Origin of the sequence: Nocardia higoensis (assembly GCF_015477835.1) — a bacterium.
GTDB classification, from domain to species: Bacteria; Actinomycetota; Actinomycetes; order Mycobacteriales; family Mycobacteriaceae; genus Nocardia; species Nocardia higoensis_A.
The window spans coordinates 46,622-64,206 of the sequence record NZ_JADLQN010000001.1; the positions used below are offsets into that span (position 1 = coordinate 46,622).

A 17,585-nucleotide genomic window follows, 5' to 3' on the forward strand; every position below is an offset into this window, starting at 1 on the left:
CCAGGAACCCTCGACTCGCCTCACCGGCCGTTGTCGGGTTCCCCACAATGTTCGACAATCGCGGCGCGGGCTCCGCGTTCGAGCCGGACGGCGGCATCCCACCCGTCTCCGGCGGGGAGGATGGCTTCGCCGACGACGAGGTGGATGGCTCCGCGGCGGATGATCGTGCCGTGGTCGGGCCACATCATCGCGCGGGTGCCCGAGATCGCGACCGGCACGACCGGGAGGCCCGCCTTCGCGGCGATCACGAACGCACCCATGTGGAACGGCCGCACACCCGGCACCGGCGAGAGGCTGCCCTCCGGGAACACCACCAGGCATTCGCCACGCAGTGCCACTTCCATCAGGTGATGGGTGTCGGCGACGCTGTGTTCGCGTTCGGTCCGCTCGACGAATCGAGTACCGACCCGCCGCAACACGAAGCCGATCAACGGCTTGCGCTCGAATACTTCACCGGCCACGAAGGTGTAGCGGCCGGGAAGGATGGTGCACAACGCGATGCCGTCGAGGAGGCTGGCGTGGTTGGCGACCACGACGCACGCCGTCAGCCGCGCGAGGCGCTCGGCTCGGTCCACGGTGACGGGGGTGCCGGTGAGCCGGGCGAGGTTGCGGGCGGCCGCACGCACGACAGCCCGCCGTACGCCGAGACCGGGCATCACCGCCACGACGATCAGCGTCGGCAGACCCACCGCGACGAGAACCGACCAGCACCACAGGGCGAATACCCCGGTTGCGGTGAGCCGCCTCGCGCGTCGCAGGCCGGGGATCGCGCCCCTCGCTGCGAACCGGGCCAGCTGCCACCACACCGGCCGTGCACGAGCCCGCATATCGCCCTTCTCGTAGCGTTCCCGGGTGGCTGCGCGCCGGAGCTTGCCGCTGGAGGTCTTCGGCACCGTCCCCGGTGGCGCGAGCACGATGTCATCCGGTGGTGTTCCGAGCAGGTCGACACTGACCCCGATGATGTGTTCCCGCAATCGGGCGAGCGTGGCAGCCGCGGTCTGGCGCGTCTCAGCGAACACCACCAGTCGCTCGGTGCCGCCTGCCTGCTCGGATGTCGCGAAGACGGCGACACATCCCTTCCGTATTTCTGGGATATCGCCCACGGCCCGTTCGAGCTCCTCCGGGTGGAGATTGCGGCCTGCCCGGATGATGAGGTCCTTGATCCGGCCGGTCACGTAGAGCTCTCCACCGTCGAGATAACCGAGATCGCCGGTGTCGAGCCAGCCGTGCCGCAACAGCGCCTTGGTTGCCCGCGGATTGCGGAAGTATCCTGCGGTGGCCGAGGGCCCGCGGAACTCGATCCGGCCCTCGCGCCGGTCGCCGAGCACGTTTCCCGCCGCGTCGACCAGGCGGATCTGGTGATCGGGGATCGGCCGGCCACAGCCGACGAAGCGCAGCGGATCCGGGTCGTCGTCAGCGGCCCGGGTCGCCCTGCCGGTGCGCAGGAAACGGTTGCGGTCGACTCGGTCCACGATCGGCCCGCGGCCGACAGGCGGGAGAGTGAGGCCCACGCACGCCTCGGCCAGTCCGTAGACCGGGGCCTGGGCCTCGCGCCGCAGCCCATAGGCGGCGAATCGCTCGGCGAACCTGGTCACGGTGTCCGCGCTCACCGGTTCGGCGCCATTGAAGACCATCCGCAGCGACCCGAGGTCGAGCCCGTCGAGTTCCGTGTCGGCGATCTTGCGCAGACACAGCTCGTAGGCGAAGTTCGGGGCCGCGGACAGCGTGCCGTGGTGGGCGTGGATGGCCCACAGCCACTGCGCCGGCCGTGCAAGGAAGTCCAACGGCGACATCACGGCCAGCGGCACCCCGAAGTACAGGCTGGACAACCAGGCGCCGATCAGACCCATGTCATGGTAGAGGGGAAGCCAGCTGACGAACACGTCCGAGGTAGAGACCTCGGCGGCCTTGCCCATTGCCCGAATATTGGACAGCAGGTTCGCGTGGGTCAGGGTCACACCCTTCGGATCGCCGGTGCTACCGGAGGTGTACTGCAACAGAGCGATGTCGCCTGCCTGACGGACCGAGCCTTCCGCTTCCCCGTAACCGGCCAGTTCCTCCGGGGTCAGGACGTGGCGTACCGACTCCACCTGGCCGCGTACCAGCCGGGCCAGGCGCGCGGCCTCCGGGTCGGTGACCAGCACGCGGGCCTGCGCGTTGCCGAGGATGTGCACCTGACGTCGCAGGTGCTCGGCGAGCTGCGACGGTCGTGATGGTGGGTAGACCGGTACCGGGACGCCGCCGGCCAGGAGCACACCGAGGAAGGTGGTGAAATAGGCCCGGCCCGTGGGCAGCATGATGGCTACCCTGTCGTCAGGGCGAAGCTCGCGAGCGAGCAGGGCGGCAGACACCGTCGCGGCGGCGGACCGCACCTCGCCGTAGCTGATCTCGTCCTGCACCCCGTCCTTCGTCTCCCCGGAAAGTATCCGCAGGTGCGTGCGATGCGGGTGGGTGCGGGCATGCCAGGACAGCGCCTCGGCGAGCGTAGCGGTTGCGTCCGGGGTCCGGTCGATCCGCGGTGGCGCGGCGCGCCGTACGGGCATCGACTGCTGACGGGTCCGCGGTGGCGCGCCGCGTACGGCGGTCAGAATGTCTCGTGGCGTCGTCACGGTGCCGAGAACGCCGCGCTCCAGGCTCACCCCGAACGCGTCCTCGGTACGGGCGAGCAACTCGGTGATGCCGAGGCTGTCCAGCCCGAGATCGTGATCCAACTCGCTGTCGAGCATCGCGCGCGCGGCGCGGTCCACAGTGTGCCGCTCGGCCACGAGATCCCGGACAACAGCCAGCAGCAGGGCCTCATCCTGCCCTGAGATCGTCACAGCTCATCCATCGATCGGACCGCCGTTCCACGTGCTAAATGAGCAGGTCGTCCAGCGGTTCGTCGCCGCTCAGTCGGACGATCCCACCGGCCTGCAGAGGCGCGAGTGACATACCTACATCGGCACCTCTACATCACGTTACGCTCTCTCCTCTCAGTGGTAGTCGACGATTCCCGTCGTAAGCCGAGTCCACATCCTCGACCAACCGGGTCTGCTCGGCGTCTTCGGGAAAGAAGGGCGACTACGAGGGCCGCACCGCCGCGGGTCCGTGCGAGCGTGCCGGATCGGCTGGTCTGGACTCGCGGCCCGCCCCGGCGGGAAACCGTGGCCGACGGCGGCTCACGCGCCGATCACGCCGGCCGCCTCTGCCGGCGCCGTGCGGGTGGCGGCCTCCTTGTGATCACCTGGACCGCGTGGGAACGAGTCGCATCGGAGTGCGAAGTGGTCGGGGGTCACGCGTCATGGCGGCCGGATCGATGTCATCCCGGTATGACCTGGACCGGGGGGATCCGACGGGGATGTCATCGCCTTCGCATTCGGAAAACTGTTGGTACAGTTCAGGATGTGCATGCGGCTTGATCCGCCCGGCCGGGCGGATCGCGGCAGGTTCGGACAATTCGCTCGACCACTCACGTGAGGGGAGTCACGATGTGTTCGAAGGCAGGGGAGGATTCGCGCGCCGCGGGTTCCCGGCCGTGGGCCGAGGCCATCGCCAGGGTGACAGGCCGCCGCAGGTGGGTCGTCATGGCCGTATGGCTGCTGCTGCTCGTCGTCTCGGCACTGGGCGCCGGATCGCTTGCCGATCGGTTGAGCAACGGGTCGGGCCCGCCGCCCGACGCGGGCAGTGTCCACGCGGATGCACTGTTGGCCGAGGGATTTCAGGGCCGTAGCGCGACCACGATGGTGCTTGTCGTGCGGGACGAGCGAAACGTCGCCGGCAGCCCCGCTTTCGACGACCGCGTCGGCGGCGCCGTCGACGCCGTCTTGACCGATTCCCGACTCGGCGGGACGAGCAGCTTCGGTTGGGATACCGCCGCCCCCGAGCGGCGCGCCGAGTTCGTGGGCGTGGACAACCGGACGGTGGTCACCTCCGTCGGCCTCGCGCGCGATGACGCGGCGGCGACCACGGTGCTGCCCTCCATGCAGGAGGAGTTCGACGCCAGGTTCCGACCGCAGGGCCTGCAGGTGGCGCTGGTCAACATCCAGGCGTTCCAAGGAGAGCTGACGGAAGCCAGTGCCGCCTCGCTGGCCGAGGCGGAGGCTCTCGCGTTGCCCCTGATCGTGGTCGTGCTGCTGCTGTTGTTCCGCAGTGTGACAGCGACGGTGGTAGCGCTGGCGACGACCATGACCGGGATCGTGTACACCCTCGGGGTGCTCGACCTGATCGCGCGGCACGTGCAGATGAACATCTTCGCCCAGAACATCGTCGTGATGCTCGGGCTGGGCGTGGGTGTGGACTACGCGCTGGTCATGCTCAAACGTTTCAAACAGGAGCTGGCCGACGGGGTGCCGGTGCCGTCCGCCGTCGCGCGCACGATCGCCACCGCGGGGCACACCGTGATCGCCTCGGCGCTGACGATCGTCGTCGCGGTGGCGGCGCTGTTCGTCACGCCGCTGAACACCGTGGTGTCGCTGGCGATCGGCGCCGCGCTCGTGGTCGCGATCGCCATGCTCGTGGCGGTGCTGCTGCTGCCCGCGCTGCTGCATCTGCTCGGTGAGCGGATCAACGCGGGCCGGGTGTGGGTGCCCGCCGTGATGCGTCGCGACGAATCCGATCCGGAGTCCGCCCGCTGGTATCGGGTGACCCTGTGGGTGATGGCGCGGCCGGTGCTGTGCTCGGTCGCGGTCGTCGGGGCGCTGTTGCTGCTGTCGGTACCCGTTCTCGGGATGAAGCTCTTCACCCCCGATGCGCGCATCCTGCCCACGGCCTCGGCTGTCGGCGCCGGCGCCGATCTCGTCGCGGAGCAATTCGGTCCCGGCGCCGCGAGCCCGATCGTTGTGGTGCTCGAGCCCCGGGAGGGTGCGCCGGCGAGTGCTGCTGCTCTCGCGGAGATGGCGCAGTTCATCGAAGATCTGCGGGCGATGCCCGACGTCGCCTCGGTCGACTCGGCGTTGCCCTTCTTGCAACGCATCTCGCCGTCGGATCCGGCGGCGGCGTTGGCTCCGTCCGCGCTCGACCGGATTCCGGCCGATCTGGCGGCGGGCGTGCGCCATTTCGCTTCCGCCGACGGCGGCAAACTCGTCGTGCAGGTGGTGTCCACTCAGCGTAGTTCCGAGGACGCGACCGTGCGACTGCTCGACGGCGTGCGTGACCGGGCCGCCGAGTTGCGGATGCTGACCCCCGTGATCGGCGGCGAGACCGCGCGTGGTGACGATTCGAATGCCGAGATCGCCCGGGCGCTTCCGCTGGTGCTGGTGCTGATGCTCGTCGCGGTGTACCTCGTCCTGCTCGCGACGTTCCGCTCGGTGTTGCTGCCGCTCAAGGCGATCGCGGCGAACCTGCTCACAGTCGGCGCCACCTTCGGGGTGATGGTGATGGTCTTCCAGCTCGGCTGGGCACCCGGCTGGCTCGGACTCGGCGACGCGGGGGCCCTGTTCTTCATCGATCCACTGGTGGTGCTGGCGCTGATCGTCGGCCTCGGTACCGACTACGAGGTCTTCCTGCTCAGCAGGGTCCGCGAGGAGTATCTGGCCTCAGGGGACAATCGGTCGGCCGTGGCCCGTGGCATGGCACGTACGGCTCCGATGATCACGGGAGCCGCCGTGTTGATGATCGTCGTCTTCGGCGCTTTCGGATTCGCCGGCTTGATGCCGATCCAGCAGCTCGGGATCGGGCTGGCGGTGGCGGTGGCGATCGATGCGACCGTGGTCCGCGTCGTGCTGGTCCCGGCGGCCATGCAGCTTATGGGGCGCTGGAACTGGTGGAACCCGTGGGAGCGCAAGCCTGACCGGGAGACGAAGGTCCTCGAGCCCTCCTCGGTCTCGGGCTGACACTTCGCGGATGGACCGGTGGACGACCGGTGCCGATGTCGTGGCCCTGGCACGCGGTGACGCGGTCAGGTGGACAGGTGTCGCTCGCCCCGGCTACCCGGTGGCCGTGCGCCGTCTTCGCCGTCTTCGCGGCGTGGAGGTATCCCGCCCGGCGTGCGGCGCGTCGTGCGGACCACGCGCCCCGGACCACAGGAAGCGGATGTTAAAGGTCTGTTATCTCGCTGATTGGGTAGTCAGATCGCGCCGGATCGAGTAGCGTGATTGAGGGCATCAGCACGAACGAAAAATGCTGTGCCGCAATAGTATTCGTCGATCCATTGCAACCCGTGGCAGCTCGCGCGGTGCGGGCGCAGTCCTCACCTGTCGGCAGCGTCCGATTCCCGTCGTCATACAGCGGTTTCGGTTGCCGGCCGAATAATGTGAGGCTGATGCGCGCTCGTTTCCGGCGGCAACAATCGTGGGCTGTCGACATCGGATCGGCGGGTAATCTCCAGAGATCCCTAGGGGGCCCAGTGGTGAACAATCCTTCACAGCAGGCGATACGAGGAGAGCTCGTCCGGAACAATCACACCCGGGTTTCGGTGAGTGCGGTGGCATGGGAACCGATCGCCGCAATCAAATGTGAAGAGTGGCTTCGCCACGGCGATCGACTGGGAACCATCGGCCGGGCGGCGGCATGGTGGATCGGTGATTGGGTGAACTACGGAAATATCAAGTTCGGTGAAAAGTATTCCCGGGCGGCGCGCATCACGGGCTATGACGTGCAGAGTCTGATGAATATGGCGTACGTGGCGTCACGCTTCTCGATAGAGCGCCGCCATGAGCGCCTGTCGTGGAGCCATCACGCGGAGGTGGCGGCGCTGGACCCGGACGACCAGGACCGGTGGCTGCTGCACGCCGAGGAATCGAAGCTGTCCGTGCGTGGTCTGCGGGAGGAACTCCGTGCGGCCCGGCGCAAGGCGGCCGCGGCCTCGGGAGAGTGTGTCCCGCAGGATACGCAGCCGATGGAACCGGTCGAGCCCCTTCCCACGGAAGCGCCGGTGTGTCCCCAGTGCGGATTCCACCTGGAGGACAGCGTGGCGACCGCCGTGGAGGCTGCCAGGAAGACCGAGTTGAGGTCGGCGTAGCGCGCTCTGCCCGCCGGTCGTCACGCAGGGGACGCCGCGGAGACATCTACCGACGTCGGTAGATCCGTTGCGCCCCGGCGTCGCGGGTGCAACGGATCCCGGGCACATCAGCAGGGATCCGATGGCGTTGTTACGTGAAGAATTTCGCACTTTGTAGCGGAGGAGCGCCTTCCGCTAAATTGGGAATTCGATGCCGAATGGCGCGACTCGGGTGCGGAGGCGATCGATGTGGGCCGCGCGTCCGCCGGATATCGGCGTCTCGAAATGTGTGGAGTTGGGTGAATGCGCCGGAACTCGTATTCCATCGACAGTGATTCGGGGTGTGTTGGCCCATGACGGACGACCAGAAATTGCTCGACTACCTCAAGCGAGTCACCGTCGAGTTGCAGGCGGCGCGGCGCATGCTCCAGGAAAACGAGGAGAAGGCGTACGAACCCATTGCGGTGATCGGAATGTCGTGCCGTTATCCCGGTGGCGCCGATTCTCCCGAGCGATTGTGGGAACTCGTCGCCGACGGAACGGATGCCATCTCGGACTTCCCGCGCGACCGCGGCTGGGATGTGGACGGGCTCTACGACCCTGATCCCGATCATCCCGGCACGACCTACACTCGGCAGGGCGGATTCCTCTCGGGTGCAACGGAATTCGATGCCGAGTTCTTCGGTGTGGCGCCGCGTGAGGCGCTGGCGACCGATCCGCAGCAGCGGCTGTTGCTGGAGGGCACCTGGGCGGCGTTCGAGCACGCGGGTATCGACCCGCTGTCGTTGCGCGGCAGCGATACCGGTGTGTTCATCGGCGGCTCCACCTCGGACTACGCGCATCTCGCGCGCTCCAGCGATGTGGACCTCGGCGGGTACTGGGGCATCGGCACGGCGAGCAGCGTGCTGTCCGGGCGGCTCGCGTACTCCTTCGGCCTGGTCGGCCCCGCGGTGACCGTTGATACCGCCTGTTCCTCCTCGCTCGTCGCCGCGCATCTGGCGACGCAATCGCTGCGGCGTGGCGAGTGTGATCTCGCGATCGCCGCGGGGGTCGCGGTGAACGCGACCCCGGGTGTCTTCGTGGAGTTCTCGCGGCAGCGCGGGCTGGCTCCGGACGGCCGGTGCAAGTCGTTCGCCGCCGGCGCGGATGGGACCGGCTGGTCGGAGGGACTGGGTGTGCTGGTGCTGCAGCGGCTGTCGGATGCGCGGCGTGCCGGTCATCCTGTGCTGGCGGTGTTGCGTGGATCGGCGGTGAACCAGGACGGCGCCTCCAACGGTCTGACCGCGCCGAACGGCCCGTCCCAGGAACGTGTGATCCGGGCGGCCCTCGCCGACGCCCGGCTGGGGCCCGGCGACGTCGACGTCGTGGAGGCACACGGCACCGGTACGGTCCTCGGCGATCCGATCGAAGCGCACGCGCTGGCCGAGACCTACGGGCGCATGCGCAGCGGCGAGCCCTTGTGGCTCGGGTCCGTCAAATCCAACATCGGGCACACGCAGGCCGCCGCGGGCGTCGCCGGGGTGATCAAGATGATCATGGCGATGCGCCATGGCGTGCTTCCCCGCACCTTGCACGTGGACGCCCCGACACCGAAGGTGGAGTGGAGCACCGCGGGTGTGCGGCTGCTCACGCAGCGGCGGGAATGGCCGGAGTCCGGACGGCCCCGGCGCGCCGGAGTGTCCTCGTTCGGCGTCTCCGGGACCAACGCCCACATCATCCTGGAACAGGCACCGCCGGAGCCCGTCGCCGGGTCCGCTGTGGTGCACCCGCTACGGCCCGCCGAGCGCCCGCCCCGGGTGTTCGAGGACGGACCCGTGGTCTGGGTGCTCTCGGCCCGCTCGGCCGGCGCACTGGCCGAACAGGCGCGCCGGTTGGGTGACCGGGTCCGCGCCGACCCGGATCCGGACGTGATCGACATCGCCTACTCGCTGGCCGTCGGACGTGCTCGGCTGCCCCACCGCGCGGTGGTGGTGGGCACGGATCGGGAGGATCTGCTCGCGGGCCTGGGCGCCCTCGCCGACGGCCGCACCGAGGTCACCGAACGTCCCGGCGTCCGGGTGGTGACCGGCCGCGCCGATCGCGCGGGCAGAGTGGGATTCGTGTTCCCCGGGCAGGGCACGCAGTGGGAGCACATGGCCGTCGAATTGCTGGACAGTTCACCGGTTTTCGCCGCGCGCATGGCGGAATGCGCGGACGCGTTGGCGCCGCACATCCAGTGGTCGCTGCTCGACGTGCTGCGCGGCGCGCCCGGCGCGCCGACGCTGGACCGCGTGGATGTCGTCCAGCCCGTGCTGTTCTCGATGATGGTCTCGCTGGCCGCGGTGTGGGAGTCCTTCGGCGTGCGACCCGAGGGAGTGGTCGGGCATTCCCAGGGGGAGATCGCCGCCGCCTGTGTGGCCGGGGTGCTGTCGCTGACGGATGCGGCCAGGATCGTCGCCGTGCGCAGCCAGCTCATCCAGCAGGAGGTGGACGGCGCGGGCGCGATGCTGTCCATCGTGGAATCCGAGGCCACCGTGCGTGCGCTGCTGAACGGGGCCGCCGACCGGATCTCGATCACCGCGATCAACGGTCCGCAATCGGTGGTGGTGGCCGGAGATCCGGAGTCCCTGGCGCGGTTCGAACGTGTCCTCGCCCGCGCCGGGATCATGCGCTGGCTGGTGCCCGGGGTGGATTTCGCCGCTCACTCGCCCGCGGTGGCCGCGCTGGAGAACCGGCTGATCCGTGAGCTCGCCTCGATATGGCCCCGGGAAGTGGAGGTGGTCTTCCACTCCACCGTGGTCGGGTCCGCGGTGCAGGCCGAGATGCTCGACGGCGCCTACTGGTACCGGAACCTGCGCGAGCCGGTGCGCTACGAGGCCGCGACCCGGGCGATGCTGGCAGGCGGGCACGATGTGCTCATCGAGGTGAGCGCGCATCCGATTCTCACCCTCGGCACCGAGGAGACCATCGCGGACGCGGGCGCGCGCGCCGCGGTGATCGGCTCACTGCACCGCCACGACGGCGGCGCGCACCGCATGCTGACGGCGTTGGCCGAGGCTTTCGCGGCAGGCGCGGAGGTGCGCTGGCCGGTGCTGTTCGAGGGGCGCGCGGTCCGGCGGGTCGACCTGCCGACCTACGCCTTCGAGCGCGAGCGCTTCTGGGTATCGCCCGGCGCCACCGGGGATGTGCGCGCGCTCGGCTTGCGCCGGGCGGAGCACCCGCTGCTGGCGGGCTCTGTGCGGCTGGCGAACGGCTCAGGATGGCTGTGGACGGGATGTTGGTCGGTGGACCGGTTTCCGTGGCTGGCCGATCATTCGGTCTTCGGTGAGGTCGTGGTCTCGGGAACCACGCTCGTGGAGCTCGCGGTCGCGGCGGGGGATCACCTCGGATGTCCGGTGCTGGCCGAACTCGTGCTGGAGGTGCCGCTGATCGTTCCGGTCGGCGCGACGATCACGGTGCAGGTGTCGGTCGGCGAACCCGGGGCGGACGGCCGCGCGGACTTCAGCGTTCACTCGGCCGCCGACAACGACCTGGGGGATATCGGTCCTGGCCAGACCGCTTGGGTCCGGCATGCCACCGGCACCCTGACCGCTGCGGTGCCCTCCGTCGATCCGGTTGTCGGCGACGGCTCGGGCTGGGGCGTGTGGCCGCCCGTCGGTGCGCGCGGCGTCGAGTTCGACGGCTGGTACGACGCGCTCGCCGGACGAGGAATCGGGTACGGGCCGGCATTCCGTGGATTGCGGGCAGTCTGGCGGGCGGGCGAGGAGGTCTGTGCCGAGATCGAAACCGCCGCGGATACGGAGGGTTTTCTGGTTCACCCGACGGCCTTGGACAGCGCGTTGCACGCGGCGCTGCTCGATGCCGAGGACGCCGATCCGGTCGGCGCGCGCGAGGTCGCGCTACCCTTCGCGTGGTCGGGCGTGCGACTGCATCAGAGCCATGAAGCCGGGCCGCTGCGGGTGCGGTTGGTCCGTGCGGGGCGGGATGCCGTGAGCATGGTGGCCACGGATGTGCGAGGCCAGGTGGTGGTCTCGGTGGAATCGGTGTCCTCGCGCCGGGTCTCGGCGGCACAGTTGTCGGCGTCTCGTCCGCGTCGCGCCGAATCGCTGTATGTCCTGGATTGGGTCCCCGGTGCCGCACCGCGGCCGTCGATCGAGCCGCCGGTCGTCCTCGCCGATCCGGGCGACATCGATCCGGGCCACGCCGATCCGTCCGGCGCCCAGGTGCGGTGGTACCCCGACATCGCGTCGGTGGCCCGTGCGGAGTGCCCGCCGGAGAGCGTGGTGGCCGTACTGAGGTCACCGGCCGGTGTCTCGGTGCCCGAAGGCGTGCGGATCACGGTCCGCCGGGCGCTGAGGCTGGTGCAGCAGTGGCTCGGTACACCGGAGCTGTCCGCATCCCGGCTGGTGGTGGCGACCCGCGGTGCGGTGGCCGTGGAGTCCGGCGCGGCGCAATCGCCCGCGCTGGCTCCGGTGTGGGGGCTGGTGCGCAGCGCGCAGGCCGAGAACCCGGGCCGCTTCGTGCTCGCCGACATCGACGTGGATCCCGTCGACGAGCCCGAGGCCTGGCTGCGGGCCGTCCGGATCGCCGTCGGAGCGGGCGAGGAGCAGGTCGCGGTGCGGGACGGCGGAATTCACGTGCCGAAACTGCGGGTGGCTCCCCCGGCCTCGCGGACCGAGGACATGTTCGACAGCTCGTCCACGGTCCTGATCACCGGCGGCACGAGCGGATTGGGCGCAGTGCTCGCCCGGCACCTGGTGGTGGAGCGCGGCGTGCGGCATCTGGTGCTGGCGAGCCGTCGCGGCCCGGACAGCGACGGCATCGGCGCGCTCACCGACGAACTGACCGCGCTCGGCGCGCGTGTGCGGGTCGCCGCCTGCGATGTCGCGGACCGCGCCGCGATCACCGAACTCATCGATTCGATCGATGAGCGGGCCCCGCTGCGGGTCGTCGTCCATACCGCCGGTGTGCTGGCGGACGCGACGGTCGGATCGCTGACCGACGCGCATCTGGATCGGGTCATGGCGCCGAAGGTGGACGCCGCGTGGAATCTGCACGAGGCCACCGAGGGGCGCGATCTTGCGGGCTTCCTGCTCTACTCCTCGGTCTCCGGTCTCCTCGGCGGCCCCGGACAGGCGAACTACGCGGCCGCGAACGCCTTCCTGGACGCGCTGGCACAATCCCGCCGTGCCGCCGGATCGGTGGGCACCTCGATCGCCTGGGGGCATTGGGCGCTCGATACGGGTATGACGCGGGATCTTCGGGAGGTGGACGTGGTGCGGCTGGCCGCGCTCGGCGTACTCCCGCTCCCGGTCGAGGCCGGGCTGGCACTGTTCGACGCGGCGGCAGATTCGCCCGCCGCGGTCGTGAGCCCGGTCCGCCTCGACGTCGGGGCCCTCCGTGCGATGGGGCGCGCCGGGACATTGCCCGCCGTCCTCGACACCCTGATACCGGTCGCCGCCGCGGGGCGGGACCGGGCCGAGCCGGGGGCGAAGCTGCGTGCTCGCTTGGCGGACATGCCTGCGGCTGAACGCGAGCAGTACCTACAACAGGTCGTCACCGACGATATCGCCGCCGTGCTGCACCACCGCGATGCCGGGGCGATCGACCCCGAGCGCGCACTCAAGGAACTCGGATTCGACTCGCTCGGCGCGGTCCAGCTGCGCAATCGGCTCGGCGCCACGACCGGCCTGACCTTGCCTCCGACGCTCGTCTTCGACTACCCGAATGCCCGCGCCGTCACCACCCGCCTACTGGAATTGCTCGAGCCCGCCCGCATCGAGCGGCCGCAGCCGCCCGCCGCCCCCGCAACGGCCGCCGACGAGCCGATCGCGGTGGTGGGGATCTCGTGCCGGTACCCCGGCGGCGTGAGCTCCGGGCAAGCGCTGTGGGATCTGGTCGCCAACGGCAGCGATGCGGTCACCGAGTTCCCCGACGACCGCGGCTGGGACGTCGAACACCTCTACGACCCGGATCCCGACCATCCGGGCACCACCTATTCCCGATCCGGTGGATTCGTCTCCGGCGTCGCGGACTTCGATGCCGCCTTCTTCGGCATCGGCCGCCGTGAGGCGTTGGCGATGGATCCGCAGCAGCGGCTGTTGCTCGAGGGCGTGTGGGAGGCGTTCGAGGATGCGGGGATCGATCCGGCGTCGGTGCGCGGCGACGCCATCGGCGTCTTCGCCGGGGTGATGCACCAGGACTACGAGCTGTTGGCACGTACCCGCCCGGATCTCGGCGGATATTGGGGCGTGGGCTCGGCGGGCAGTGTGGTGTCGGGCCGGGTCGCGTACAGCTTCGGTCTGGTGGGCCCCGCGGTGACGGTGGATACCGCGTGTTCGTCGTCGCTGGTGGCGACGCATCTGGCGATGCAGTCGCTGCGCCGGGGTGAATGCACCATGGCCATCGCCTCCGGCGTCACGGTGAACTCCACTCCGACCGTCTTCGTCGAGTTCTCGCGCCAGCGGGCGATGTCGGCCGACGGCCGGTGCAAGTCGTTCGCGGAAGGCGCCGACGGGGCGGGCTGGTCGGAGGGGATGGGGGTGCTGGTGTTGGAGCGGCTTTCCGACGCCCGCCGCAACGGGCACCCCGTCGTCGCGGTGCTGCGCGGTTCCGCGGTGAACCAGGACGGTGCGTCCAATGGTCTGACGGCCCCCAACGGCCCGTCCCAGGAACGGGTGATCCGTGCCGCGCTGGCTGACGCGGGATTGGCGCCCGGGGATGTCGACGTCGTGGAGGCGCACGGGACCGGCACGGGTCTGGGCGATCCGATCGAGGCACAGGCGCTGATGTCGACCTACGGCGAGGGCCGCGCCGGGGCACCGCTGTGGCTGGGGTCGATCAAGTCGAACATCGGTCACAGTCAGGCGGCGGCGGGCGCGGCGGGGATGATCAAGATGATCATGGCCATGCGGCACGGGGTGCTCCCCAAGACGCTGCATGTGGACACCCCGACGAGCCAGGTCGACTGGCGGGGCTCGGGTGTCGAACTGCTCACCGAGGCGCGGGCCTGGCCCGACACGGGGCGCCCGCGGCGCGCGGCTGTCTCCGCTTTCGGCGTCTCCGGCACGAACGCACATGTGATCATCGAGCAAGCACCCGCGCGAGGCGCCGAGACCGAGGTCGAGTCACCGGCCGGGCCCGTGACCTCGCCACCGCCGGTATCCGGTCCTGTCGTGTGGGTGCTGTCGGGACGATCGGCCAGGGCGCTGACCGGGCAGGCGCGTCGGCTGCGTGACAGGATTCTCGGCGATCCCGCGCTGGACCCGGTGGATGTGGGTTACTCGCTGCTGACGACGCGCGCGATCCACCCGCACCGTGCGGTCGTGATCGGCAACGATCGAGCGGACCTGCTGGCCGGTGTGGACGCGGTGATCGAGGGACGCGCGGTGGCCGAGAACAGGCCGGGCGCCCGTGTGGTGTCGGGCCGCGCGATGCGCGCCGGTCGGGTGGGATTCGTCTTCCCCGGTCAGGGGGCGCAGTGGCCGGGTATGGCGGTGGAATTGCTGGATTCCTCGCCTGTCTTCGCGGCGCGGATGGCCGAGTGTGCGCAGGCGCTGGCGCCGTATGTCGAGTGGTCGTTGTCGGCGGTGCTGCGTGGTGAGCTCGGTGCGCCGTCGCTGGATCGGGTGGATGTGGTTCAGCCGGTGTTGTTTTCGGTGATGGTGTCGTTGGCGGCGTTGTGGGAGGCGTTGGGTGTGCGTCCGGATGGGGTGGTGGGGCATTCGCAGGGTGAGGTTGCGGCGGCGTGTGTGGCGGGGCGGATTTCGTTGGCCGATGGTGCTCGTGTGGTGGCGGTGCGTAGTCGTTTGGTGCGGGATCTGGTTGTCGCGGTGGGGGGTGGTGGGCGGATGATGTCGGTGGCCGAGCCGGTGGAGCGGGTGCGGGAGCGGCTGCGGCGGTGGCCGACCGGCATATCGATCGCCGCGGTGAACGGCCCGGGGACGGTGACACTGGCCGGGGACGGCGATCTTCTGGGCGAGGTGTACGACAGCTGTGTGGCCGACGGGGTGTGGGTGCGCTGGGTGCCGGTCGATTACGCCTCGCATTCCCCGGAGGTCGACGCGGTGCGCGAACCACTGCTCGCGGCCCTGGCCGACGTGACGTCGATCCCGGAGGGCGGCGCGCGCCTGCATTCCACGGTGGTCGCCGACGGGGCCGAGAACCCGCTGGACGCGGAGTACTGGTTCCGGAACCTGCGGGACCCGGTGCTCTTCGGCACGGCGGTGCGGAATATGGCCGAATCGGGATATCGGACCTTCATCGAGGCGAGCCCGCATGCGGTGCTGACACTTCCGGTGGAGCAGTCGGTCGAGTCGGCGGGGCTCGAGCCGGGGGAGGCGCGGGTGCTCGGATCGCTGCGGCACGACGACGGAGGGCCGGATCGTTTCCTGCAGTCGGTGGCGGAGGCGTTCGTCGCGGGCGTGGAGGTGGATTGGCAAGCGCTGTACGCCGACCGGGGCGCCCGGCGGGTGGCGCTGCCGACCTATGCCTTCGATCGGGAACGGTTCTGGATCGATGCCACCGTCGACACCGGCTTCGCGGCAGACGGTCCGGAGCGCGCGTTCTGGGAATCGGTGGATCGCGGCGATGTCGCCGCCCTCGCCCGGGTCCTGGACGCCGACACCGACGAGCACTCCGCGGCGCTCGGCACCGCCATGTCGTTGCTGTCGGAATGGCGCAGCGGCCATCGCGCCGGCGGGACCGAATCCTGGCGGTACCGGGTCGATTGGACCCCCGCCACATTCACCGGCCCGGACCTGCCGACCGGCGAATGGCTCGTTCTCGCGCCGGGCGGGCCCGTGGACGAGCGGGCGCAGGCCTGCGTGCGTGCGTTCGAGGACAGCGGTGTGCCCACGACCGTGGTGGAGATCGACGCGGCCGGCCTGGAGCGCGGGACTCTCACACGCGCGCTCGAGGCCGCCGATACCGGCCATGTCGTCGGTGTGGTCTCCCTGCTCGGCCTCGATGCGCGGCCCCATGGTGCATACCCCTGGCTCCCGACCGGCCTCGTGGCCACTGTCCTGCTCACCCAGGCCTTCGGTGATGCCGGTCCGGACGCGCCACTGTGGCTGCTGACCCGTGGCGCGACGGTCGTCACCCCCGACGACCCACCGGCCGATCCGGCACAGGCGGCGCTGTGGGGTTTCGGCCGCATCGCCTGCCTGGAACTTCCCGACCGATGGGGCGGGCTGCTCGACCTGCCGGAGACCTCGGACGCCTCGAGCGCCCGGGCAGTACTTTCCGCGCTCGGCAACCGCGACGGCGAGGACCAGATCGCGATACGCCCGGACGGTCCGCACGTCCGTCGCCTGCGTCGTGACCGATCGCACGGCCCCGGCACCGCCGGGTGGAAACCCCGCGGAACCGCACTGGTCACCGGTGGTACCGGCGCGCTCGGCGGGCATGTGGCCCGCTGGCTCGCCGCCGAGGGCGCCGAGCATCTCGTCCTCGTCAGCCGTGGCGGCATGACGCCCCAGGACGCCGCGGCGCTGTCCGCCGAGCTCGCCGGTACCGGCGCCACCCTGGCGGTCGAGACATGCGATGTCGTCGACTTCGATGCGATGACAGACCTTTTCGACCGGATTCGCGCCGAGGGCCGGACGGTGCGCACCGTCGTCCACTGCGCCGGGATCGCCTCGCCGGTGGCCGTCGACGCCATGACCCCGGCGACCTTGGCCCGAGACATGGCAGCCAAGGCGGTCGGCGCGGACAACCTCGCCCGGCTGGTCGACCCGGAGCAGCTGGACGCCTTGGTGTTGTTCAGCTCCGGCGCCGGGGTGTGGGGCAGCGGAATGCTCGCCGGATACGGCGCGGCCAACGCCTACCTCGACGCCTTCGCCGGCCTGCTGCGAGCACGCGGAATCCCGGCGACCGCGGTCGCGTGGGGTGCGTGGGCCGGTGCGGGCATGGGCGCTGACGACGTGGGCCGGGAACTGCGTCGTCGCGGCGTCGTGGGAATGGCTCCGGAGCGGGCCGTGCGCGAGCTCCACCGCGCCGTGGGCAATGCCGAGACCGCGCCGGTGATCGCGCATATCGACTGGCCCGCATTCGGTGAGGCGTTCACGGCTCGGCGGGCCAGCCGATTCCTCGACGAGATGACCGCCGCCTCGGCCGCGACCTCAGGGGTGCAGCCCGACGTCGAAGTGCTCGCCGGCCTCGTCGACATGCCGGCGCGTCAACGGCGGAAAGTGCTGCGCCGTACCGTCCTTCAGCACGCGGCTACGGCGCTGGGTTACGACGACCCGACGAAGCTGTCCGCCGACGCCACCTTCCAGGAACTCGGTATGGATTCGATCGCGCTGGTGCAGACGGTGCGCAGGCTCTCGGAGGCCACCGGCGTACGCCTGCCGACAACGGCGATCTTCGATCACCCGACTCCCCAGCGGCTCGCCGACCACCTCGATACCGAGATCGGCGCCCGCCGGTCGGACGCGGGCGATGTGGACCGCCTCGGAGATCTCGAACAGTGGTTCCGCGGCCTGGACCCCGGCAGTGCCGAATACGCCGCGGCACTGGAACGTTTGACCGGCCTCGTCGGCGGCATCGCCGGGCCGACCGAGCAGAACCTCACCGCTACGGATTTCGCCGACCTCTCCGACGACGAACTCTTCGACTATGTCGACGACGAACTCGGCCTGTCCTGACGCCTCGGCCGACCCGTTGCGCCCACCGCGCGCGCTGCGGGCAG

At 70.1% G+C, this 17,585-nt stretch carries 4 protein-coding genes; 3 read left to right on the forward strand and 1 reads right to left on the reverse strand.

Going from position 1 to position 17,585, the window contains the following annotated elements; all coding sequences use genetic code 11:
- Positions 1–20: 20 nt before the first annotated feature.
- On the reverse strand, positions 21–2,819 hold the full coding sequence (locus IU449_RS00235; protein ID WP_194999959.1) for an AMP-binding protein: 2,799 nt from the start codon (positions 2,817–2,819) through the stop codon (positions 21–23).
- A gap of 648 nt (positions 2,820–3,467) precedes the next feature.
- Here IU449_RS00235 and IU449_RS00240 point away from each other — a divergent pair.
- From IU449_RS00240 to IU449_RS00250, 3 genes are all read left to right on the forward strand, one after another.
- Positions 3,468–5,810, forward strand: coding sequence for an MMPL family transporter (locus IU449_RS00240; RefSeq protein WP_194999960.1), 2,343 nt, complete (start codon positions 3,468–3,470; stop codon positions 5,808–5,810).
- A 512-nt stretch (positions 5,811–6,322) separates the two neighbouring features.
- Entirely contained in the window at positions 6,323–6,937 is a 615-nt protein-coding gene (locus IU449_RS00245) for an LmbU family transcriptional regulator (protein WP_194999961.1), read from the forward strand.
- A gap of 332 nt (positions 6,938–7,269) precedes the next feature.
- Positions 7,270–17,541 (forward strand): type I polyketide synthase, encoded by a 10,272-nt coding sequence (locus IU449_RS00250; RefSeq protein WP_194999962.1) that lies wholly within the window; start codon positions 7,270–7,272, stop codon positions 17,539–17,541.
- Positions 17,542–17,585 lie beyond the last annotated feature (44 nt).

Excerpts from the sequence above, each read along its gene's own strand:
- IU449_RS00250 (WP_194999962.1), top strand. The coding sequence starts at position 7,270 with ATGACGGACGACCAGAAATTGCTCGACTACCTCAAGCGAGTCACCGTC.
- IU449_RS00240 (WP_194999960.1), top strand. The coding sequence starts at position 3,468 with ATGTGTTCGAAGGCAGGGGAGGATTCGCGCGCCGCGGGTTCCCGGCCG.